The sequence below is a fragment of the Stutzerimonas degradans genome, from assembly GCF_024448505.1.
GTDB lineage: Bacteria > Pseudomonadota > Gammaproteobacteria > Pseudomonadales > Pseudomonadaceae > Stutzerimonas > Stutzerimonas degradans.
Genome location: NZ_JAMOHV010000010.1, coordinates 1 through 21863 on the forward strand (window position 1 = coordinate 1; position 21863 = coordinate 21863).

Here is a 21863-nt window from a genome sequence, read left to right on the forward strand (position 1 = left end):
AGGTCGGCTTCGGCTTCGGCTTCGGCTTCGGCTTCGGCTTCGGCTTCGGCTTCGGCTTCGGCTTCGGCTTCGGCTTCGGCTTCGAGGGTATCCGACATCGCGGTATCGCCGGCGTCGATATCGAGCTGCAGATCGTCGTCGTGATCGCCCGTGCTCAGCTCCTCGCTCGCAGCATCCGCATCGGCCACCGACTCGCTGGCATGTTCCTGCGACATGACCGACACGCCGTCTGAATCGTCAGCGGCGACGCTGGGCAGGTCGCCCTGCCGATAGGCACGGATCGTCCGCACCAGCTCCTCGGCGGCGCTCATGGGCGTGCCTGATTGCAGCTGCTCGAGCTGCAGCGCCAGCTGATCGTGACTGCGTTGAAGCAATGCGGCCAGATCCGGCGCATAGGCATAGCGGCCGTCCGACAAGCCTTCGTAGAGCGATTCCAGTTCGTGCGCCAGATCACCGACCGGACGCACTCCGGCCATACGGGCGCCGCCCTTGAGCGTGTGCAGGTCACGCAGTAGCGCCGACAACGCCAACTGGTTGGCTGGCTCGCTCAGCCAGCGCTCCAGCGCCTCGCCGGCACTCTCCAGCAGGTCAACCGCCTCGTCGAGGAAGATGTCCACCATCTCCTGGTCGAAACTGTCTTCGGCGGCGACGGCCTCGTCACATTCGTTCGCGATCTCGGGGTATCCGTCAACTATCGGCTGTACGGCTGGGAGTAACGTCTCCTCGGGTGCGACTAGCGTATCGATGGCCTGCGCCGCCAGCGCTGCGAGCCGCTCGACCAGCTCCGGCTGTGCGGTCACCTGCAGCGCGGCAGCGACCTGGTCCATCATGCCGACCAGCGCCTCGTGTCCCTCCTCGACGGTATCGAAGAAATGCGCATCGACCGCCAGGCGGCCTTCCTGCACCACGCCGTACAGCTTGAGCAGCGCCTGGCAGAGCGCGTCGACCTGCGGCAGGTCGGCCATCCGCGCACTGTGGCCCAGGCTGCTCAACTCCTGCAGCAGTGCCGATAGCTCCTGGCGCTCGGTGGGATGCTCGCGCCAGCGCTGCAGCAGATCCGCGGCATCGAGCAGGATATTCATCCCCTCGGACAGGAACGCAGCGATCAGGCTCGGATCGCGCGCTTCCCCCTTGGCACTCTCGCGCCGTACGCCAGCCTCGGTGAGGCGGGCCTGATGCAGCGCCTGCACGCGCGCAAGAAACTCCGGCGCACCGTCGATCGCTGCAAGCGGCCGCTCCTGCAGATTGTCCAGGCCCTGGCGCAGCAGCTGCTCGGCATCGTGCAGCAGCTGAGCGTCGGCGAGCTCGATCTGGATCAGGTTGTTCTTAAACTCCTTGACCAACTTTTCCAGCGGTGTGGCGATCTCCGCCATCGGCAGGATACCCGCCATGTGCGCGCTGCCCTTGAGCGTGTGCAGTGCGCGCTGCAGCGCGTCGGTCACCGGTTGTGGAAGGCGCTGGGCGCAGTCGGCGAGATAGTCGACCAGCGTGGTCAGGTGAGCCTCGGCCTCGTTGCGAAAGATCTCGAGCAACTGCGGATCCAACCCGTCCGCGGCCGGCTCATGTTCGCCAGCCACGTCTACGCTCGGTTCCGACTGCTCTACCGCAGCGACGGGCGCCAGGTTAGGGAGCGGCTCGCCCTTGGCCAGGGCATGCGCGCGGGCAGCCAGCTGATCGACATCGCTGCGCTGGCGCTGCGCATGAGCGGCGAACTCTTCGACCAGCGCCGGCAACAAGTCAACGACATCAACAGCCACCTGCTTGACCGCTTCGGTCGTCTCGATGCTGCGATCCAGCACGCGATTGAGCAGGTTCTCGATGGACCAGGCCAGCTCGCCAACGACCAGCGCGCGCACCATGCGCCCGCTGCCTTTGAGCGTATGGAAGGCGCGTCGCACTTCACCGAGCGCAGTCTTGTCGTCGGGCTCGGCCAGCCACGCGGGCAGCTGCTCGCGGATCGTCTCCAGAACCTCTGCCGCCTCTTCGATGAAGACCTCGGCCAATTCGTCGTCGACCGGCTCCTCCCCGTCCGGCGGCGGGAGCAGGCTCGGCGGTACATCCTGGGCCGGCGGATTGATCGCCAGTACCGGGGCGGCCATGATCTGCTCCAGATCCGGTGCCGGTTCCGGGGTTTCGAGATTCTCGTTCAAAGGCGGCAGAGTGATCTCAGGCAGCCCGAGATCGGCGATCTCGACCTCGCTCCAACTGGTGGCCGGGGCACCCTCATCCAGAATCTCGAACTCCAGCGTCGGCAATTCCGACGCCGAGTCATCGAGCTCAGCATCGAGGGAAAGGTATTCCACCGCGACGACGCCGTCGTTCGCTGGCAAGGCCGCCGCTGGCGGTTCGTCCTCCCCGAGCGTTACGTCGCCAGCCCCTTGCTCCTCAAAATATTCTCGCTGGTGCGACGCCACCTCCGCCGGCTCAGGATCGGCCTCGGGCAACAGGAACTCGATTTCGTCCAGCGGATCGCCGGACAGGTCCGGTTCCGGTTGCGATTGCTCTTTTTCAGATACAGATGGGTTAGTAGAAGCCAGCGGATAGCCCAGATGCTGCAGACTTTCCTCTGCGACATCGAGAATCAGGTCGCCCTGACTACCGCAATCCTCACTGAGCCGCTCCAGGTAATATTCAACGCTGGTGATCGCATCGGCCAGCGTATCCAGACTCTGCCAATCCGGCACCGCGCGCAGCGCCAGCAGCTGCTCTTGGATATAGCGATTGCAGGCATCGAGCAGCGCGGCGGCGCGCTGCAGCGGGATCATCGCCAGCCCGCCGCGCGCCTGGGTCAACAACTCCGGAACGCGGGCCAGATGATCATGATTCCACTGCGATGCGATGAATTCGATGATCGCATCCTTGGCCTGTTCAAGCGCCGTGCGCGCCTCTTTGATCACCAGTTGGTGGATCTGCGCAACATCGGTCGTGGGCAGATGACGTGCCTCGTCCTGCTCCTCGGTGGTTGTTCCCACCATGCCGGCCAGGGTCGCCTCAACGTAAAGCAACGCGCCAGCGATATCCATCAGCGTGGCATCGTCAGGCTGGCGCAGACCCGAGGTCAGCGCCTGGATCAGCCCGGTCTGGTCGACGATGATCTTGCGCGGCTGGGCAAAGCCCAGCACCGCGAGGGTGTCGGCAATCTGCTTCAACGGGGCATGCAGACTGGCCAGATCGTCCAGTGCGCGGCGGTCGCTACGCACGAATAGATCGAGACTGTCCTTAACCCGCACCAGCTCCTCGCACAATGCCGCAACCACCGAGCGCATGGCGCCCCGATCGGGACCGGAGAGCTGTGCGCGCTCCTGATCGACGATCGTCATGTCGGGCAGCGCATCGTCGAGCCGATAGAGCTCTCTCAGGGCGCGCAGGCGCGGCGTATCGGCCGGAGCCTTGGCTACGTAGAACAACAAATTCTTAATCAGCTCATCGGGAGCCGGCTGGTTCAGCCCGTCGACACCCTGCTCGACCAGCCGCTTGAACTCCTTGTCCACCTGGCGCAACAGCGTGCGCACCGACGCTCCGTTGCTGACCGCACCGCTGGCTAGCCCTTCGATCATGCCCGAAGTGATCTGCCAGAGGGCGCCGAGCGGCGCGTCCTTGCACAGCGACTCCAATCGCGCGAAGACCCGGGCCATGTAGCCGAGGTTGGTGGGCAGGTCCTGATTGCGAATCACCCCAACCAGGGCGACCTGCAGCATCTGCCGCATCTTGCGCAGCAGCACCGGCAGCTCCTCGGTCCGCAGGCGCTCAACGGATTCGCTCGGCAGTATCGGCGTACGCTCAGACAGATCGGGTGCGAACAGGCTGGTTTCCGACAGCAGCTTTTCACCCCGCGCAGCCCGTAGGTCGTTGAGCAGCGGCAACACCACCATCGGCAGATCGCGACGGGCGCTCTGGATGCGATCGAGGTAAACCGGCATCTGCAGAATGGCCTGCATCAGGACCTCGAGCGCCTCGGCGCGATTGGCGACCCGCTCCTCCAGCAGCGCGCGCGCGAGCTGTTCCATTTCCTCGGCCAGCAAGGCCGCGCCGAAGAACTCGACCATCTGCAAGGTGCCATGCACCTGATGCACATAGGTCATGCAGAAGCGCATCCGCGTCGAATCTTGCGGAGCCTCTACGTAGGCTTCCAAGGCTTGACGTGCCTGCTTGAGGGTTTCGGCGATCTCGCCTTTCACCCATTCCAGGGCGACATAATCGTGCCGATCACCCATAGCGACTCCGCTCATAAACTCTTCCGGGTAAAGGCCAGAACCTGATCATCGGCCACCGGCACCAGGTCCGGATGCTGCCAACCCACCACCTCGCCGACACCGACCACCAGCAATCCTCCCGGCGCGAGTCGCTCGGCCAGACGGTTCAGGATTTCGCGGCGGCGCCAGCGACGAAAATAGATCAGCAGGTTCTGACAGAAAATGACGTCCAGTCCTGCAAGCGGCGCGCTGGCCAGCTCCAGAACATTTAGCTTGGCGAAGCAGACCCGCGCCACCAACTCAGGCGCGACCTGGGCACGGTTGTGCGGCATGCTGACGAAATAACGCTCACGCAAGGGCGCTGCTACCTGTTCCAGACGACGCTCGTCGTAAATAGCATTGCGCCCCTTCTCCAGAGCACTGAGGCTGATATCGGTGCCGGTTACACCGAAACGATCGACAGCGGCGCAATCGCGCAGGACTTCGGAGGCGCTGATGGCCAACGAGTAAGTCTCCTCGCCGCTGGCACAACCGACGCTCCAGAGGCTCCAGGGCCGCTCGATGCCTTCGTGGCGCAAACGCTGCGCCAGATAGCGTTCAAGCAGCGTGAACGACTCGGGATGCCGAAAGAACCGAGTTTCCTGCACCGTCAGCCGGTCCATGAGCAGCGACCATTCCACCGCACCACGCGGGCCGGCCGTGACCTGGCGGTAGTAACTCGAATAGTCGGCGGCGCCGATTTCGCGCATGCGCGCACTGAGATTGGTCTGCAGAAAGACGCGACGCCCCTCGGAAACCACCATGCCCGAACGCTCTTCGAGCAGGGCCTGCCAGACATGGAATTCCGCTGCCGACATCTCGGCAATCGGCTCCAAAGCCCAGTCCAGTCTTGACTGCATGCTGCCCTGCCCCTCGCTCATGATCATGAGCGGCGGCCGCCAGCGGCCGCCGCTGCGGTCGAATCACGCCCGATCCTGAGCGTCCGGCAGAGTGAAGCCGGAAACCGACTGGCGCATCTCGTTGGCCATCTTGGCAAGGTTACCAATGCTTCTGGCAGTGGCGCTGGTACCGGACGAGGTCTGCGAGGTGATCTCCTGAATCACGTTCATGGTGTTGGAGATGTGACCGGCAGAGGAGGCCTGCTGGCGCGCTGCGTTGGAAATGTTCTGGATAAGCGCCGCAAGGGTCTTGGACACTTTCTCGATCTCCTCCAGCGCCACACCGGCATCCTGCGCAAGGCGTGCACCGCGTACCACTTCCGACGTGGTCTGCTCCATCGAGATTACGGCCTCGTTGGTATCGGTCTGAATGGTCTTGACCAGCGCCTCGATCTGCTTGGTCGCAGCGGACGAGCGTTCCGCCAGGCGTTGAACCTCATCCGCAACCACCGCGAAGCCGCGACCCGCGTCGCCGGCCATCGATGCCTGGATCGCGGCGTTCAACGCAAGGATGTTGGTCTGGTCGGCGATGTCGTTGATCAGGCTGACGATGTCACCGATCTCCTGCGAGGACTCGCCCAAGCGCTTGATCCGCTTGGAAGTGTCCTGGATCTGCTCGCGGATGTTATCCATGCCGGTGATGGTGTTGTGCACCACTTCGTTACCCTTGTTGGCAATCGCAACCGAGCGCTCTGCTACCGCGGACGATTCAGCGGCGTTGGCGGATACCTGGTCAATGGAAACGGCCATCTCGTTGATTGCCGCCGAAGCCCCGGCGATCTCCTGTGCCTGATGTTCGGACGCCTCGGCCAGGTGCATGGCGGTCGCCTGGGTTTCCTGGGCCGCGCCGGAAACCTGTACCGCAGTCTGGTTGATGGTTTCCACCAGTTCGCGCAGCTGGTCGATGGAGTAGTTGATGGAGTCAGCAATCGCGCCGGTGAAGTCCTCGGTTACAGTCGCCGCCACGGTGAGGTCACCGTCGGCGAGGTCGCCGATTTCATCGAGCAGGCGCAGAATCGCGGCCTGGTTGCGCTCGTTTTTCTCGGCCGTTTCGCTCAAGCGACGACGCGCTTCCTGCACCATCACGAGACCGATCAGGATGATCGACGCCAGCGCCAAGGCGCCCAGCACGTAGCCGGCGATGGTATTGAGATAGCGGGCATCGGCACGATTCTGCAGGCCCTCGCCAAGCGCGGACGTCTTATCGAGCAGCGTCTGCGACACCTCGAAAATGCTGGTGGCCGACTCGCGTACCTGGAACAGTTCGGGCGAGGTTTCCAGAATCTCGTCCACCGAACCCGAGACAAACTGGAACAGTTCGGCGATCTCGGCCAGGCGATCAAGCGCCTCGGCATCCGTCGCGCGACTGATCCCCATTGCCACGTTGCCTTCGATCATCGCATTTAGAACGCGGCCGAAGAGGCTGGCATCACGGCCGAACATGTCTGCAGCCTGCACCGAATCCTGGTCGCCGGAAAGCACCTTGTTCACCGAGCCGAGAATACGTTCCGCCAGCAGAGACTGGCGCTGCGCGACCGAAACCTGGGCGGCGGGTGCCCCGCTTTCCAACAGGATGTCCACGACCTCTTCGTATTCAACCTGCAGCTGTGGGATGGTTTCAGCCAGAGTGGTCGCCACCTGATGCAGCGACAGCACCGTCTGCTCGCTGGCCAGAATGGCGTCAGTGTTGCGACGCAGCGTGTTCCAATCCTGCTGCACCGCATCGATCTCGACCTGCAGGCTCTGCGGTACGGCGGGCAGGCCGATGCTTTCGTCACCCTTGGACAAATAACCCCAGCGCCGGTCGAAGTCGTTGCGGGCCGCCTTCAACGAGGCGAAGGCTTCCTTCGTACCGGCCGCTGCTTCCACCGCGTTCTTTGCGATGTGCTGTGACAGTACGCGCAGTTCGCCAGCGTGCGCGATGTACTCGTTATCATGGTCGGCCTGCCGATTGACGTACGCGAAATTCGCGAACAACAGTACGATCGAAACGATCAGAACAACGAACAGCCCAGTGATGAGCGTATTGCTACGCAGGCCGCTCAACAAAGCAATCGCTTTCATTTTTTTCATTATCCGGCCCCCGCCTGGACCCCCGTGCGCTTCCATCAAAAACCAAAAGGCCGGCACCTTGCCGGCCCACCAACATCAGAAAGCAACATCCATGAAAGTCGGATGCGCCGCCAGCGCATGCGGGCTGAAGACCAGCCAAGGCTGTTCCCGCTGAAATACGCCGTGAATAAAAGGCTGAATTGCCGCCTCTACCGGTGGTACTTGCTCCGAGAACGCCTCCACGGGAAAGTGCTGCATGCCGAAGACCTCGTCGACCGTCAGCCCTGCGAAGACGTCCTGATGATCAACGACGAGTAGCCGACGCTGTTTGCGTAAAGGCGATAGCTCGTAGCCCAAGTAGCCGCACAGATCCATTACCGGCAACAATCGGCCGCGCACGTTGGCAACCCCTTTAACCCAGCTTTTGACGCCAGGCAGCAAGGTATAGCGCGGTTCATGCAGGATCTCGCCGACCTCCCCCATCGGCGCGACGAACAACCGCCCCCCCATACGAAAACCGATCCCGCCCCAGGTCTGCACTACCTCTTGCTGAGAGGGCAGCCCTGCTGCCAGCTGACGGCAACGACCATCGATCTCCAGCAATCGCTGAAATGGTGTCTGCTTATCCGACATTACCGACCACTCCCCTGCTCTGTCAGGTCGTTGAAACCACCTGCAATCGGGATGATCCGGTGTCAGCCAGCCAGCACGGCGTTCAAGGTCTGCAACAGCGTCGCCTCGTCCACTGGCTTGGTCAGGTAATCCTTGGCCCCCTGGCGCTTGCCCCAGACCTTATCGGTTTCCTGATCCTTGGTGGTGACGATGATCACCGGAATGTGACTGGTTTCCGAATCTTTGGTCAGCTGCCGCGTCGCCTGGAAACCGTTAAGTCCCGGCATGACGATATCCATCAGTACCGCGTCCGGCTTTTCCTGCCGAGCCAGCGCCACGCCGTCAGCACCATTCTCGGCCTTGAGCACGACATGTCCGTGCTTCTCCAGCATGGCAGCCAGCTTGTACATTTCGGTCGGCGAGTCATCAACAATCAGAACGCGAGCCATGTTTTCTCCATTAGAAGGCTTCAACAGCACACAACACGGAATCAGGATGCCTGCTCGACGGGTACGAAATCAGGAACGTGAGCCTTGATGGCGCCGAGCAGCTCTTCCTTGCTGAAAGGTTTGGTGAGGTATTGATCGGAGCCGACGATGCGCCCTTTCGCCTTGTCGAACAAGCCATCCTTGGAGGACAGCATGATCACCGGCGTCGATTTGAACGAGCTGTTGTTCTTGATCAAGGCGCAGGTCTGATAACCATCGAGTCGAGGCATCATGATATCGACAAAGATGATACGCGGATGGGTATCGGCGATCTTGGCGAGCGCATCGAAGCCATCCACCGCCGTGATGACGTCACAACCTACTTTCTTCAGCAGGGTTTCAGCGGTGCGACGAATCGTTTTCGAATCATCGATCACCATGACCTTCAAGCCCTCGGAGTGCTGTTCCATTTCGCCCTACCATCGCCTCGATGAGTCGTAATTTTTCGTTAAGCCAGAGTGCCGCAAGGCCCTGAAACCGATAGGCCCCGCCCATCGCGCGACCTTTGTAGCACACTCATTCTGCACAGGCTATCGACGGGAAAATCACTCGGATTTTCCTTGACCCAGCGCACAACCGTCGCCAATCTGCGTCGGCACTTCACGCCTCGGCGGCCACGCCCACCACCTGCGGAGAACCGATATGACCGTTCGCGTCGGGATCATCATGGACCCTATCGCGCAGATCTCCTTCAAGAAGGACAGCTCGCTGGCCATGCTGTTGGCCGCCCAGGCTCGCGGCTGGGAGTTGCACTACATGGAGCAGCGCGACCTCTACCAACAGGGCAGCCAGGCCCGCGCGCGAATGCGCCCGCTAACGGTCTTCAATGACCCGACGCACTGGTTCGAAACCGGAGAGGAGCGCGACACCGCACTGGCCGAACTGAATGTGATCCTCATGCGCAAGGATCCGCCATTCAACAGCGAATACGTCTACGCCACCTACCTGCTGGAACTGGCCGAACAGGCTGGCACCCTGGTAGTCAATCGCCCCCAGAGCCTGCGCGACTGCAACGAGAAATTCTTCGCCACGCAGTTTCCGCAATGCACTCCGCCAACGCTGGTCAGTCGCCGGTCGGACATTCTGCGCGAGTTCGCCCGCGAGCAGCGTGACATCATTCTCAAACCCCTAGATGAAATGGGCGGCGCCTCGATATTCCGCCACCGCGAAGGCGACCCGAACCTCTCGGTGATCCTAGAGGTGCTAACCGAGCACGGCAGTCGCCAGATCATGGCGCAGCGCTATATTCCAGCCATCAAGGATGGCGACAAGCGCATTCTGATGATCGACGGGGAGCCGGTGCCGTATTGTCTGGCACGCATCCCGGCCGCTGGCGAGACGCGCGGCAACCTCGCCGCTGGCGGCCGCGGCGTCGCCCAACCGCTATCGGAGCGCGACCGCGAGATCGCCGCCATCGTCGGCCCGGAGCTGCGCAAGCGCGGCCTGCTGTTCGTCGGACTGGATGTCATCGGCGACTACCTCACGGAAATCAACATCACCAGCCCGACCTGCATCCGCGAGATCGACAGCGCCTTCGACACGCGTATCGCCGAGCGCCTGATGGAGGCCATCGCCGCCAAGCTGCAAGCTTGAACCAGCTAACACCTTTGAGCTTGAAGCTTGCGGCTTGAAGCTCAAAGCCGGCAGACTGCGCGGCACTTTCGAGCCGACCGAAACGCGATGAACGCAGCAATCCGCCAGCCATCCTCAGTATCACCCCGCGTCCGCCCGGCCGATCGACTAGGTTTCACCCTGTTTCTCGCCGCCGTATTGCACGTCGCCTTGATCCTCGGCCTGGGCTTTTCGATTGCCGAGCCCCAGCAGATCAGCAAGACCCTGGAAATCACGCTGTCCACCTTCAAGAGCAAGGAAAAGCCCAAGGAGGCGGACTTCCTGGCCCAGGATAACCAGCAGGGCAGCGGTACGCTCGAGCACAAGGCATCGCCCAAGACCAACGTGCAGGCACCGTTTCAGGACACCGAGGTACGCAAGGTTTCCCCACCACCCAGCCGCCCGCAGGCAACCCGCCAGGAAGCGCCGAAGGCAGCGATTGCCACACGCAGCCCGCAACCCGACAAGACTCCGACCAAGCAACAGCGTCAACCGCAGCCCAAACCGCAAGCGGCGCCCGCATTCGACAGCTCCCAGCTGAGCGCCGAGATTGCCAGCCTAGAAGCCGAGCTGGCACAGGACGTCGAGCGCTACGCCAAGCGACCGCGCGTCAATCGGCAGAACAGCGCGGCAACGATGCGTGACATCAGCGCTTGGTATCGCGACGAATGGCGCAAGAAGGTCGAGCGCATCGGCAACCTCAACTATCCGGACGAGGCCCGCCGCCAGCGCATCTACGGCAGCCTGCGGATGCTGGTAACCATCAACCGAGACGGCACGGTGCAGGAATTGCGCGTGCTTGAATCATCCGGCCAGCCCGTACTGGACGAGGCCGCACTCCGCATCGTTCGCCTGGCAGCCCCCTTCGCGCCGTTCACCGGCGAGCTGGGGCAGAAGTTCGACCAGGTCGAGATCATCCGCACCTGGCGCTTCGAGCGTGGCGACCGACTGTCCAGTCGCTGAGCCGGCACGACGGACGGTCTCAACGCGAGCATGCCAGTAGCCTGCCGCCCCGGCAGGCCTTAAGCTAGCCGGCATGAAAAGCACCGCGCCCAGCTACCTCAAGCATCATTTCTTGATTGCCATGCCACACATGGCCGACCCGAATTTCGCCCAGGCGCTGATCTACCTGATCGAGCATGGCCCTCAGGGCGCGATGGGACTGGTAATCAACCGCCCCAGCGGCCTCAATCTGGCCGATGTGCTCGAGCAGCTGCGTCCCGAAGAACCTATCGCGCCAGCTTGCCATGAGCTCACCGTTTACAGCGGCGGCCCGGTCCAGAGCGACCGTGGCTTCGTCCTGCATCCGTCAGAGGAGCAGTTCCAGGCGACCCTGGCGCTCGGCGAGCTGGGCATGTCCACCTCGCAGGACGTGCTGTTCGCCATCGCCGATGGCCACGGGCCGCAGCAACATTTCATCGCCCTCGGCTACGCCGGTTGGGACGCCGGCCAGCTGGAGGCCGAACTGGCCGACAACGCCTGGTTGAGCTGTCCGGCGGATCCCCGAATCCTGTTCGAATTGCCAGCCGAACAGCGACTGCAGGCCGCCGCCGCCAGTCTTGGCATCGACCTGCGACTGTTGAGTAGCCAGGTGGGCCACGCATGAGCGCACCGCGTCTGCTGCTCGGCTTCGACTTCGGCACCAAGCAGATCGGCGTGGCAGTAGGCCAGGCCATCACCGGACAGGCACGTGAGCTCTGCGTGCTGAAGGCGCAGAACGGCACACCTGACTGGAGCCGGATCGAGGCACTGCTGCGCGAATGGCAACCCGACGCACTGGTGGTGGGCCTGCCGTTGAACATGGACGGCAGCCCGAGCGAGATGAGCGCCCGCGCGGAAAAATTCGCCCGGCGCCTGGCGGGGCGTTTCAACCTGCCGGTGCACACCCACGACGAACGCCTGACCACCTTCGAGGCCAAGGGCGAACGCCTGCGCCAGGGCCAGCACGGCGGCTATCGCGAACGCCCGGTCGATGCGCTGGCGGCCGCACTTTTACTGGAGGGCTGGCTGAGCGAACACGCCACGGCCTGACCCGCACGAGCGAGGAGAATCCATGACCCTGCCCAATCCCGAGCAGCTGCTACCCGAGATGGCGGCTGCCCTGCGCCAGCACTTGCACAGCCGCGCCATCGTCGCACCGCGCTTCATCGGTATACGCACCGGCGGTATCTGGGTCGCCCAGGCGCTGCTCGATGAAGGCAGCTGGGACGAGCCGCTGGGCATCCTCGACGTATCCTTCTACCGTGACGACTTCACCCAGAGCGGCTTGCACCCGCAGGTGCGGCCGTCGGAGCTGCCGTTCGAGATCGAAGGACAGCACCTGGTGCTGATCGATGACGTGCTGATGACCGGTCGCACCATACGCGCGGCGCTCAACGAGCTGTTCGACTATGGCCGCCCGGCCAGCGTGACGCTGGTCTGCCTGCTCGATCTGAACGCTCGCGAGCTGCCGATCTGCCCGGACGTGGTCGGCGCCACGTTGTCGCTGACACCCCAGCAGCGCATAAAATTGCTCGGCCCCGCACCGCTCGCCCTCGAGCTGCAGACCCTCGATTCCGCCAACTGAGACCTCGCGATGACGCAACCCGACGTTAAGCGCCCGCTGCAGCTGAACGACAACGGCCAGCTGCGCCACTTCCTCTCGCTGGACGGCCTGTCCTGCGAGCTGCTCACCGAAATCCTCGACACCGCCGACTCCTTCCTCGAGGTAGGCGCGCGGGCAGTGAAGAAGGTCCCGCTGCTGCGCGGACGGACGGTGTGCAATGTGTTCTTCGAGAACTCCACACGCACCCGCACCACCTTCGAGCTGGCCGCCCAGCGGCTGTCGGCAGACGTCATCACGCTCAACGTATCGACCTCGTCAACCAGCAAGGGCGAGACGCTGACTGACACCCTGCGCAATCTCGAGGCAATGGCCGCCGATATGTTCGTGGTACGCCATGCCGATTCCGGCGCGGCGCATTTTATTGCCGAGCACGTCTGCCCCAACGTGGCGGTGATCAACGGCGGTGACGGCCGCCATGCGCACCCGACCCAGGGCATGCTCGACATGCTGACCATTCGCCGGCACAAGGGCGGCTTCGAAAACCTCTCAGTGGCGATCGTCGGCGACATCCTGCACTCGCGGGTAGCGCGCTCGAACATGCTGGCGCTGAAGACCCTGGGCTGCCCGGACATCCGCGTGATCGGTCCGAAGACCTTGCTGCCCAGCGGGCTCGAGCAGTACGGCGTGCGCGTGTTCCATGACATGGACGAAGGCATCCGCGATGTCGACGTGGTGATCATGCTGCGCCTGCAGCGCGAACGCATGCAGGGTGGCCTGCTGCCCAGCGAGGGCGAGTTCTACAAGCTCTATGGTCTGACCGCGCAGCGCCTGCGCCTCACCAAGCCGGACGCCATCGTCATGCATCCGGGGCCGATCAACCGCGGGGTGGAAATCGAATCGGCGGTGGCCGACGGTCCGCAATCGGTGATTCTCAACCAGGTCACCTACGGCATCGCCATTCGCATGGCGGTGCTGTCGATGGCCATGAGCGGGCAGGCGACACAGCGTCAGCTCGAGTCCGAATCCGTCTCCGAGGAGCAGAACTGATGCTTACCCACATCCTCGGCGCGCGCGTGATCGACCCAGTCAGCAGGCGGGACGAAGTCGCCGACATCTATATCGAAGCCGGCAAAATCATCGCAATCGGCGCCCAGCCCGCCGGCTTCGTCGCGCAGCAGAGCATCGACGCCAACGGCCTGATCGCAGCTCCAGGGCTGGTCGATCTGTCCGTGGCCCTGCGCGAACCCGGCTACAGCCGCAAGGGCAGCATTGCCAGCGAAACCCTCGCCGCGGCGGCGGGTGGCACCACCACGCTGTGCTGCCCACCGCTGACCAAGCCGGTGCTGGATACCGCGGCGGTCACCGAGCTGATCCTCGATCGCGCCCGCGAATCCGGCCACACCAAGGTCTATCCGATCGGCGCGCTGACCCGCAATCTCGCCGGCGAGCAGTTGTCCGAGCTGGTCGCTCTGCGCGAAGCCGGCTGCGTCGCGTTCGGCAACGGCCTCGCCGATTTCGCCAGCAACCGCAACCTGCGGCGCGCGCTGGAATACGCCGCGACCTTCGACCTGACCATCGTTCTGCACTCGCAGGACCGCGACCTGGCCGAGGGCGGTCTCGCCCACGAGGGCCCGGCGGCCAGCTTTCTCGGCCTGTCGGGGATTCCGGAGAGCGCCGAGACCGTGGCCCTGGCGCGCAACCTGCTGCTGGTGGAGCAGGCCGGCGTCCGCGCGCATTTCAGCCAGCTGACCAGTGCGCGCGGCGCGCAGATGATCGCTGACGCCCAGGCACGCGGCCTGCGGGTGACCGCTGACGTGGCGTTGTATCAGCTGATTCTCACCGACGAGGCGCTGCACGGTTTCTCCAGCCTGTATCACGTGCAGCCGCCGCTGCGCAGCCGTGCCGATCGCGACGGTCTGCGCGAGGCGCTGAAGGCGGGTGTCATCTCGGCGATTGCCAGCCATCACCAGCCGCATGAAGTCGATGCCAAGCTGGCACCGTTCGGCGAGACCGAGCCGGGCATCAGCAGCGCAGAAATTCTCCTGCCGCTGGCCATGACCCTGGTGGAAGACGGTCTGCTCGATCTGCCGACGCTGCTGGCGCGCCTGTCCAGCGGCCCGGCGGCCGCCCTGCGCCTGCCGGCGGGCCGTCTCGCCGTCGGCCAGGCAGCGGATCTGGTGCTGTTCGACCCACGCAGCTCGACGCTGGTCGGCGAAACCTGGCTTTCCAAGGGGCGCAATTGCCCGTTCATGGGCCACTGCCTGCCGAGCGCTGTGCGCTACACCATCGTCGACGGACACATCAGTTTCCAGGGCTGAAAGCACAGCGCGACCGGTGCGGAAACCCGCACCGGTCGCGCGCTCACCGCAGACCGACGTCAGCAGCCACCGCTGCGTTCACCTCAGCGTTGCTGCGCGTTGCGCAGGGAAATCTGGTCGTTCAGCGTCCAGAAGTCATAGAGCACGCCGAGGAAGAACAGCCCGCCGGTGCACAGGTAGATGATCCCGCTGATCCATTTGCCCTGATACATGCGATGTACGCCGAACACGCCGAGGAAAGTCAGCAGGATCCAGGCGACGTTGTAGTCGATGGAACCGGACTGGAAGCGCAGGTCGGCTTCGCGGTCCATCGACGGGATCAGGAACAGGTCGATGATCCAGCCGATGAAGAACAGGCCGAGCGTGAAGAACCAGATGGTCCCGGTGACTGGCCGACCGTAGTAGAAACGGTGCGACCCTAGAAAACCGAATATCCATAGAAGATATCCGATCACCTTGCTGTGTGTGTCCTGCTGCACGTTTGCCCCCTTGGCTGCGATGGATCAGCGTCTCGACTGTATCGCCGCGCGCGCATCCGGCACAACCGGACCTGCTGCTCCGTTCGCGGCGCGGCGCGGGACGGCAGCGCTAGCGGAAGCTACGCCCCGGATCGTCGTCGCTGACTTCCAGGCTCAGGCCCTGCGACACACTGGTCAGATGCTCGCCGTCGGTTTCCGAACCCAGCTTGATCAGCAGACGCAGGTCGTTGGCCGAGTCGGCATGAGCCAGCGCGTCTTCGTAGGTGATCTCGCCCTGGACGTAGAGGTTGTACAGCGCCTGGTCGAAGGTCTGCATGCCCAGTTCGGTGGAGCGCTTCATCAGATTCTTCAGCTCGTGCACCTCACCCTTGCGGATCAGGTCGGCGGCCAGCGGAGTATTGATCAGCACCTCGATGACCGCACGGCGACCCTTGCCATCCGGCGTCGGCACCAGCTGCTGGGCGACGATGGCCTTGAGGTTCAGCGACAGATCCATCCACACCTGCTGCTGCCGGTCGGCGGGGAAGAAGTTGATGATGCGGTCCAGCGCCTGGTTGGCGTTGTTGGCGTGCAGGGTGGCCAGGCACAGGTGGCCGGTCTCGGCGAAGGCCACGGCGTAGTCCATCGTCTCGCGGGTCCGCACCTCGCCGATGAGGATCACGTCCGGCGCCTGGCGCAGGGTGTTCTTCAGCGCCACATCGAACGATTCGGTGTCGATGCCGACCTCGCGCTGAGTGACGATGCAGCTCTGATGCTGGTGGATGAACTCGATCGGGTCCTCGATGGAAATGATGTGACCGCTCGAGTTCTTGTTGCGGTAGCCGATCATCGCCGCCAGCGAGGTGGACTTGCCGGTACCCGTGGCGCCGACGAACAGCACCAGACCGCGCTTGGTCATCGCCAGCTTCTTCAGCACATCGGGCAGCTTTAGGTCTTCGATGGTCGGGATGTTGGTTTCGATGCGACGCAGCACCATGCCGGCCAGGTTGCGCTGGTAGAAGGCACTGACGCGGAAACGCCCGATACCGCGGGCGCTGATGGCGAAGTTGCACTCGTGGTTTTCGGTGAACTCGCGACGCTGCTGTTCGTTCATCACGCCGTGCACCGTTTCGCGGGTCATCTCCGGCGACATCGGCGTTTTGCTCACCGGCATGATCTTGCCGTTGATCTTCATCGACGGCGGTACACCGGCCGTGATGAACAGATCGGAGCCGCCTTTTTCCACCATCAGGCGCAACAGTTTCTCGAATTCCATCGTCGTACTCGCAAGCGTGGCGCCGCTGTATCCAGGCGGGCGCGACGGGTGATTGTCAGAAGTTTTCCGGCTGCTTGGCCTTTTCCTTGGCGCTGTCGCGGCTGATCAGCCCCTTGGCGAGCAGGCCCTTGAGGCACGCATCGAGGGTCTGCATGCCCAGCGCGCCACCGGTCTGGATCGACGAGTACATCTGCGCGACCTTGTCCTCGCGGATCAGGTTACGGATCGCCGGGGTGCCGATCATGATCTCGTGCGCCGCCACCCGTCCGCCGCCGACCTTCTTCAGCAGGGTCTGGGAAACCACCGCCTGCAGCGACTCGGACAGCATGGAGCGCACCATCGACTTTTCCTCGGCTGGGAACACGTCGACCACGCGGTCGATGGTCTTGGCGGCCGAGGTGGTGTGCAGCGTGCCGAATACCAGGTGACCGGTTTCCGCGGCGGTCAGCGCCAGGCGGATGGTTTCCAGGTCGCGCATCTCGCCGACCAGGATGATGTCCGGGTCTTCACGCAGCGCCGAACGCAGCGCTTCGGCGAAGCCCAGCGTGTCGCGGTGCACTTCGCGCTGGTTGACCAGGCACTTCTTCGATTCGTGAACGAATTCGATCGGGTCCTCGATGGTGAGGATGTGGTGGTACTTGGTGTTGTTCAGGTAATCAAGCATCGCCGCCAGGGTGGTCGACTTGCCCGAGCCGGTCGGACCGGTGACCAGCACCAGACCGCGCGGTACGTCGGTGATCTTGCGGAAGACCTCGCCCATGCCCAGGTCTTCCATCGTCAGCACCTTGGAGGGAATGGTCCGGAACACCGCACCGGCGCCGCGGTTCTGGTTGAACGCGTTGACCCGGAAGCGCGCGACGCCGGGCACCTCGAAGGAGAAGTCGGTCTCGAGGAATTCTTCGTAATCCTTGCGCTGCTTGTCGTTCATGATGTCGTAGATAAGCGCGTGCACCTGCTTGTGGTCCATCGCCGGCAGGTTGATCCGCCGCACGTCGCCGTCGACGCGGATCATCGGCGGCAGGCCGGAGGAAAGGTGCAGGTCGGACGCGCCCTGCTTGGCGCTGAAGGCCAGCAGTTCTGTGATATCCATGGGACTCCCCAATTACAGGCAAGCGGGTAGAATGCCGCGCAGACCCTCAGGCGGCGGGCGCAGGTAATGTCCACGATAGCGAACAATATTGCAAAGGTCGCAGCGCGCATCCGTGAGGCGGCGCAAGCTGCGGGGCGCGAGCCTTCCACGGTCGGTCTGCTGGCCGTCAGCAAGACCCAGCCGGCCGGCGCCGTGCGCGAAGCATTCGCCGCTGGCCTGGGCGATTTTGGCGAGAACTATCTGCAGGAAGCGCTGGAAAAGCAGGCGCTGCTCGCCGACCTTCCGCTGAATTGGCACTTCATCGGCCCCATCCAGTCGAACAAGACCAAGGCGATCGCCGAGCATTTCGACTGGGTGCATTCGGTGGATCGACTGAAGATCGCCCAGCGCCTGTCCGACCAGCGTCCCGCGCATCTACCGCCGCTGAACGTGTGCCTGCAGGTCAATGTCAGCGACGAGCAGAGCAAATCCGGCTGCAGCGAAAGCGAGGCGCGGGAACTGGTCGCCGCGATCTCCGCGCTGCCGCGCCTGCGCCTGCGCGGACTGATGTGCATTCCCGCGCCGAGCGACGATGCCGCCGTGCAGCGCGCCGCCTTCGCCCGCCTGCGCCATCTGCGCGACGAACTGGATCTCTGCATGGACACGCTGTCGATGGGCATGAGCCAGGATCTCGAAGCGGCCATCGCCGAAGGCGCCACCTGGGTGCGCATCGGTACTGCCCTGTTCGGCGCCCGTGACTACGGCCGCCCTCAATAAAGGAATTGCTATGACTTCTCCCCGCATCGCTTTCATCGGCGCCGGCAACATGGCGGCCAGCCTGATCGGCGGTCTGCGCGCCCAGGGTGTCGCCGCCGACGCCATCCGCGCCAGCGATCCTGGTGCCGAGCAGCGCGCGCGAATCAGCGCAGAGCACGGCATCCAGACCTTCGCCGACAACCGCGACGCGCTGACGAATGCCGATGTGGTGGTGCTGGCGGTCAAACCGCAGGTGATGCAGGCCGTCTGCCGCGACCTGTCAGCGCAGCTTGCACCGACCACGCTGATCGTTTCCATCGCTGCCGGCATCACCTGCGACAGCCTGCAGCGCTGGCTCGGCCCGCAGCCGCGGGCCATCGTGCGCTGCATGCCGAACACCCCGGCGCTGCTGCGCCAGGGCGTCAGCGGCCTGTTCGCCAATGCACAGGTCAGCACTATGCAGAAGCACCAGGCCGAACAGCTGCTTTCGGCGGTCGGCGTGGCCCTGTGGCTGGACGAAGAACAGCTGATCGACGCGGTCACTGCCGTGTCCGGCAGCGGCCCGGCCTACTTCTTCCTGCTCATCGAGGCGATGACCGCGGCCGGCGAACAACTCGGGCTGCCACGCGCAACCGCCGCGCAACTGACGCTGCAGACGGCCCTGGGCGCGGCGCGCATGGCCTGCGAAAGCGACGTCGACGCCGCCGAGCTGCGGCGCCGCGTCACCTCGCCGAACGGAACCACCGAAGCGGCGATCAAAGCCTTCCAGGCTGGCGGCTTCGAGCAACTGGTGCAGCAGGCGCTGAACGCCGCCGCGCACCGCTCGGCCGAGCTGGCCGAACAACTGGGCCAATAAGGAGCATTCATGTCCCAACTTTCGCAAGCCCTGATCCTGATCATCCAGACGCTCGGCAGCCTCTACCTGCTGATCGTCCTGCTGCGCTTCATCCTGCAGCTGGTGCGCGCTGACTTCTACAACCCGCTCAGCCAGTTCATCGTCAAGGCCACCCACCCGCTGCTGCGGCCGATGCGCCGGGTGATTCCGAGCATGGGCACGCTGGACCTGTCGTCGCTGCTGCTCGCGCTGATCGTGCAAATCGTGCTGATGGCGCTGATCCTGCTGGTCGCCTACGGCACCACCGGCAACCCGATTCTGCTGCTGATATGGGCACTGATCGGCATCACCGGGCTGTTTCTCAACATCTTCTTCTGGGCACTGATCATCAGCGTGATCCTCTCCTGGGTCGCGCCGGGCAGCCACAACCCGGGCGCGCAGCTGGTCAGCCAGCTGTGCGAGCCAGTGCTGGCTCCGTTCCGTCGCCTGCTGCCGAATCTCGGCGGGCTCGACATCTCGCCGATCTTCGCCTTCCTGGCGATCAAGCTGCTGGACATGCTGGTGGTCAACAACCTGGCGACCATGACGCACATGCCCAACATTCTGCGCATGCTGATCTGAGCCTGACGACCGTCCGGGGGCTTCACAGGCCCACCGGGCGGCCAACCGGCGGTCGCGGATTGACCGTCTGTCAGCGAATCGGATAAATCGCCGTACCACTTCCCCAGGGACCCGGGATGAGCATGGAACGACTCGATCGACAGGTGGACGCCTACGTCACCTGGAAACGCGACCTGATCCGCGAGATCACCCGCTATCGCAGCTGGCTGCTGCACAACCGCCTCGGCAGCGAGGCGGTCGATGCCCGTCTCGAGCGTGCGCTGCGCATCCTGCGCACCGATCAGATCACCCTGGCGTTCGTCGGCGAGTATTCACGCGGCAAGACCGAGCTGATCAACAGCTTGCTGTTTTCCAGCTACGGCCAACGCATCCTGCCGTCACGCGCGGGGCGCACCACCATGTGCCCGACCGAGCTGTTCTTCGACCCGCGGGCCGAGCGCTGCTACATCCGCCTGCTGCCCATCGAATCACGCCTGGAAGACACCAGCATCGCGCAGTTCAAGCGCACGCCGCGGCACTGGCTGAACATCCCGCTGTACCCGCACGATCCGCAAAGCATGGTCGAGGCCTTCACCCAGGTCGCCCGGACCAAGGCCGTGTCGGTCGAGCAGGCGATCGAACTGGGATTCCAGGCCGAGACGCTGGAGCGCGCCGACGGCACCGAGCAGGTGCTGGTGCCGGCCTGGCGCCATGCGCTGGTCAGCTTCGATCATCCGCTGCTGCGCCAGGGCCTGCGCATTCTCGATACCCCGGGCCTGAACGCGCTGGGCAGCGAACCGGAGCTGACCCTGTCGATGCTGCCCAACGCCCAAGCCGTCCTGTTCATGCTGTCCGCCGATGCCGGCGTCACTGCCAGCGACATGGACATCTGGCGACGGCACGTCTGCCAGCTCGACAGCGATACCCGCGGCAACCTGTTCGCCGTGCTGAACAAGATCGACGTGCTGTGGGACGACCCTGCCGGCGACGAGTTCGTCCGCGAAGCGATTGACCAGATGCGCGCCAGCACCGCCCAGCAACTGGGCATCGACAGTGACCAGGTGCTGCCGTTGTCGGCCAAGCAGGCCCTGCTGGGTAAGGTGCGCGGCGATCAGGCGCTGCTCGAGCGCAGCCAGCTCGAAGCGCTGGAGCAGCTGCTTGCCGCGCGCATCCTGGCGCAGAAGGAGCGACTGCTCGAAGAGCAGGTAGTGCGCCAGGTGCTCGCCCTGTTGCACAACAGCCAGCAGGTGCTGCAGCTACGCCGCGAGAAGGTCAACGAGCAGCGCGCGCTGCTGGAGAACCACCAGGAAGGCAACGGGCAGATGTTGCTGGAGCTGACCGCGCGCACCCGTCACGACCACAACCGCCATCACAAACGCCTGCTCGAACTGCGTACCAATCAGCACCTGCTGCAGCGTCAGGGCGAGCTGCTCGGCGCGGCCATTCGCGCCGAGCGCCTGGAGGAGCACCTGGCCCGTCTGCGTCGCGGCCTCACCGGCAGCCTGACGACGCTGGGTATCAACCTGGCCATCCTGCATTTCTTCCGCTGCGTCGAGCAGGACCTGCACGCGCTGGAACTCGAAGCCGCACGCGCCAACAAGGTGGTCGTTGCCATCTACCAGCGGCACAACGAGGAAAACCCGCTGCAGGGCCTCGATGCGCCGCTGTTCGAGCTCCAGCCGTTCCAGCACGAACTGCGCAGCCTGCAGGGCAAGGCCGACCAGTTCCGCCTGCAGCTCAAGACCCTGCTCACCGAACAGAGCGCGCTCACCCGGCGCTTCTTCGCCACGCTGGTGCAGGAGGTGATCGGCCTGCACCAGCGCCTGCGGCAGGAGGCCAAGAGCTGGGCTGGCGACGCGCTGACGCCCTTGCTGCAGCATGCGCTGGAGAACAAGCAACAGCTGGAGATCCACATGCTGCGCCTCAAGACACTGGCGCAGACCAGCCAGCAGGACAGCCAGCGCGGCCAGCTGCTGACCCGCTACAGCGGCGAGCTGGACCAGCAGCTGGCGCAGGCGGCAGAAATGCTGCGCGTGCTGCGCCTGCCCGCGCCGCGGCGGCGCCAGGCCAAGGTGGTCAACCTGACGGATGCGGCTCGGTGCTGATCGGCCG

20 protein-coding genes are annotated in these 21863 nt (G+C 64.0%); 11 read left to right on the forward strand and 9 right to left on the reverse strand.

Annotation, left to right across the window (positions count from 1 at the left end; all coding sequences use genetic code 11):
- The 6 genes from NAV27_RS13475 to pilG all read right to left on the reverse strand — a co-directional run.
- Positions 1 to 4214: Hpt domain-containing protein (locus NAV27_RS13475; protein ID WP_256055306.1), on the reverse strand; the 4214-nt coding region annotated here is incomplete at its 3' end.
- 11 nt (positions 4215 to 4225) lie between these two features.
- Complete coding sequence (locus tag NAV27_RS13480) at positions 4226 to 5092, reverse strand: CheR family methyltransferase (protein WP_043299523.1); 867 nt, start codon at positions 5090 to 5092, stop codon at positions 4226 to 4228.
- 63 nt (positions 5093 to 5155) lie between these two features.
- Positions 5156 to 7204, reverse strand: coding sequence for a methyl-accepting chemotaxis protein (locus NAV27_RS13485; protein ID WP_102829092.1), 2049 nt, complete (start codon positions 7202 to 7204; stop codon positions 5156 to 5158).
- 75 nt (positions 7205 to 7279) lie between these two features.
- Positions 7280 to 7816, reverse strand: coding sequence for a chemotaxis protein CheW (locus NAV27_RS13490; protein WP_008568494.1), 537 nt, complete (start codon positions 7814 to 7816; stop codon positions 7280 to 7282).
- Positions 7817 to 7878: 62 nt separating this feature from the next.
- Positions 7879 to 8244 carry a twitching motility response regulator PilH gene (pilH, locus tag NAV27_RS13495; protein WP_008568495.1) on the reverse strand — a complete coding sequence of 122 codons (366 nt, stop codon included), beginning with the start codon at positions 8242 to 8244 and terminating at the stop codon, positions 7879 to 7881.
- A gap of 41 nt (positions 8245 to 8285) precedes the next feature.
- Positions 8286 to 8693 (reverse strand): twitching motility response regulator PilG, encoded by a 408-nt coding sequence (gene pilG, locus NAV27_RS13500; RefSeq protein WP_003286242.1) that lies wholly within the window; start codon positions 8691 to 8693, stop codon positions 8286 to 8288.
- A 232-nt stretch (positions 8694 to 8925) separates the two neighbouring features.
- On the opposite strand from pilG, the gene gshB reads away from it, so the two are divergent.
- The 7 genes from gshB to NAV27_RS13535 all read left to right on the forward strand — a co-directional run bounded on the left by gshB (position 8926) and on the right by NAV27_RS13535 (position 14757).
- Positions 8926 to 9876: a glutathione synthase gene (gene gshB, locus NAV27_RS13505; RefSeq protein WP_077682770.1), complete on the forward strand. Its 951-nt coding sequence runs from the start codon at positions 8926 to 8928 to the stop codon at positions 9874 to 9876.
- 87 nt (positions 9877 to 9963) lie between these two features.
- Positions 9964 to 10857, forward strand: a complete 894-nt coding sequence (locus NAV27_RS13510) for an energy transducer TonB (protein ID WP_043299513.1) — start codon at positions 9964 to 9966, stop codon at positions 10855 to 10857.
- A gap of 73 nt (positions 10858 to 10930) precedes the next feature.
- Positions 10931 to 11500 carry a YqgE/AlgH family protein gene (locus tag NAV27_RS13515; protein WP_043299512.1) on the forward strand — a complete coding sequence of 190 codons (570 nt, stop codon included), beginning with the start codon at positions 10931 to 10933 and terminating at the stop codon, positions 11498 to 11500.
- Positions 11497 to 11925 (forward strand): Holliday junction resolvase RuvX, encoded by a 429-nt coding sequence (gene ruvX / locus NAV27_RS13520; protein WP_043299511.1) that lies wholly within the window; start codon positions 11497 to 11499, stop codon positions 11923 to 11925. The genes NAV27_RS13515 and ruvX overlap by 4 nt, the downstream gene beginning before the upstream one ends.
- A gap of 22 nt (positions 11926 to 11947) precedes the next feature.
- Positions 11948 to 12460, forward strand: a complete 513-nt coding sequence (gene pyrR / locus NAV27_RS13525) for a bifunctional pyr operon transcriptional regulator/uracil phosphoribosyltransferase PyrR (RefSeq protein WP_102829093.1) — start codon at positions 11948 to 11950, stop codon at positions 12458 to 12460.
- A 9-nt stretch (positions 12461 to 12469) separates the two neighbouring features.
- Positions 12470 to 13486 (forward strand): aspartate carbamoyltransferase catalytic subunit, encoded by a 1017-nt coding sequence (locus NAV27_RS13530; RefSeq protein WP_102829094.1) that lies wholly within the window; start codon positions 12470 to 12472, stop codon positions 13484 to 13486.
- On the forward strand, positions 13486 to 14757 hold the full coding sequence (locus NAV27_RS13535) for a dihydroorotase (RefSeq protein WP_102829095.1): 1272 nt from the start codon (positions 13486 to 13488) through the stop codon (positions 14755 to 14757). The genes NAV27_RS13530 and NAV27_RS13535 overlap by 1 nt, the downstream gene beginning before the upstream one ends.
- Positions 14758 to 14840: 83 nt before the next feature.
- On the opposite strand, the gene NAV27_RS13540 is transcribed toward NAV27_RS13535, so the two are convergent.
- The 3 genes from NAV27_RS13540 to NAV27_RS13550 all read right to left on the reverse strand — a co-directional run bounded on the left by NAV27_RS13540 (position 14841) and on the right by NAV27_RS13550 (position 17581).
- Positions 14841 to 15236 (reverse strand): NINE protein, encoded by a 396-nt coding sequence (locus tag NAV27_RS13540; protein ID WP_008568505.1) that lies wholly within the window; start codon positions 15234 to 15236, stop codon positions 14841 to 14843.
- A gap of 109 nt (positions 15237 to 15345) precedes the next feature.
- Positions 15346 to 16491: a PilT/PilU family type 4a pilus ATPase gene (locus NAV27_RS13545; RefSeq protein WP_008568506.1), complete on the reverse strand. Its 1146-nt coding sequence runs from the start codon at positions 16489 to 16491 to the stop codon at positions 15346 to 15348.
- 55 nt (positions 16492 to 16546) lie between these two features.
- A complete protein-coding gene (locus NAV27_RS13550; RefSeq protein ID WP_008568507.1) occupies positions 16547 to 17581 on the reverse strand; it encodes a type IV pilus twitching motility protein PilT in 1035 nt (344 codons plus the stop codon).
- Positions 17582 to 17647: 66 nt separating this feature from the next.
- Here NAV27_RS13550 and NAV27_RS13555 point away from each other — a divergent pair, with 66 nt between their 5' ends.
- The 4 genes from NAV27_RS13555 to NAV27_RS13570 all read left to right on the forward strand — a co-directional run bounded on the left by NAV27_RS13555 (position 17648) and on the right by NAV27_RS13570 (position 21856).
- A complete protein-coding gene (locus NAV27_RS13555) occupies positions 17648 to 18337 on the forward strand; it encodes a YggS family pyridoxal phosphate-dependent enzyme (protein ID WP_102829096.1) in 690 nt (229 codons plus the stop codon).
- 10 nt (positions 18338 to 18347) lie between these two features.
- The gene (proC, locus tag NAV27_RS13560) at positions 18348 to 19172 is read left to right on the forward strand and encodes a pyrroline-5-carboxylate reductase (protein WP_102829097.1); all 825 of its coding nucleotides are present in this window, start codon (positions 18348 to 18350) and stop codon (positions 19170 to 19172) included.
- A 9-nt stretch (positions 19173 to 19181) separates the two neighbouring features.
- The gene (locus NAV27_RS13565) at positions 19182 to 19772 is read left to right on the forward strand and encodes a YggT family protein (protein ID WP_008568510.1); all 591 of its coding nucleotides are present in this window, start codon (positions 19182 to 19184) and stop codon (positions 19770 to 19772) included.
- Between the two features lie 116 nt (positions 19773 to 19888).
- Positions 19889 to 21856 (forward strand): dynamin family protein, encoded by a 1968-nt coding sequence (locus NAV27_RS13570; protein WP_102829098.1) that lies wholly within the window; start codon positions 19889 to 19891, stop codon positions 21854 to 21856.
- Positions 21857 to 21863 lie beyond the last annotated feature (7 nt).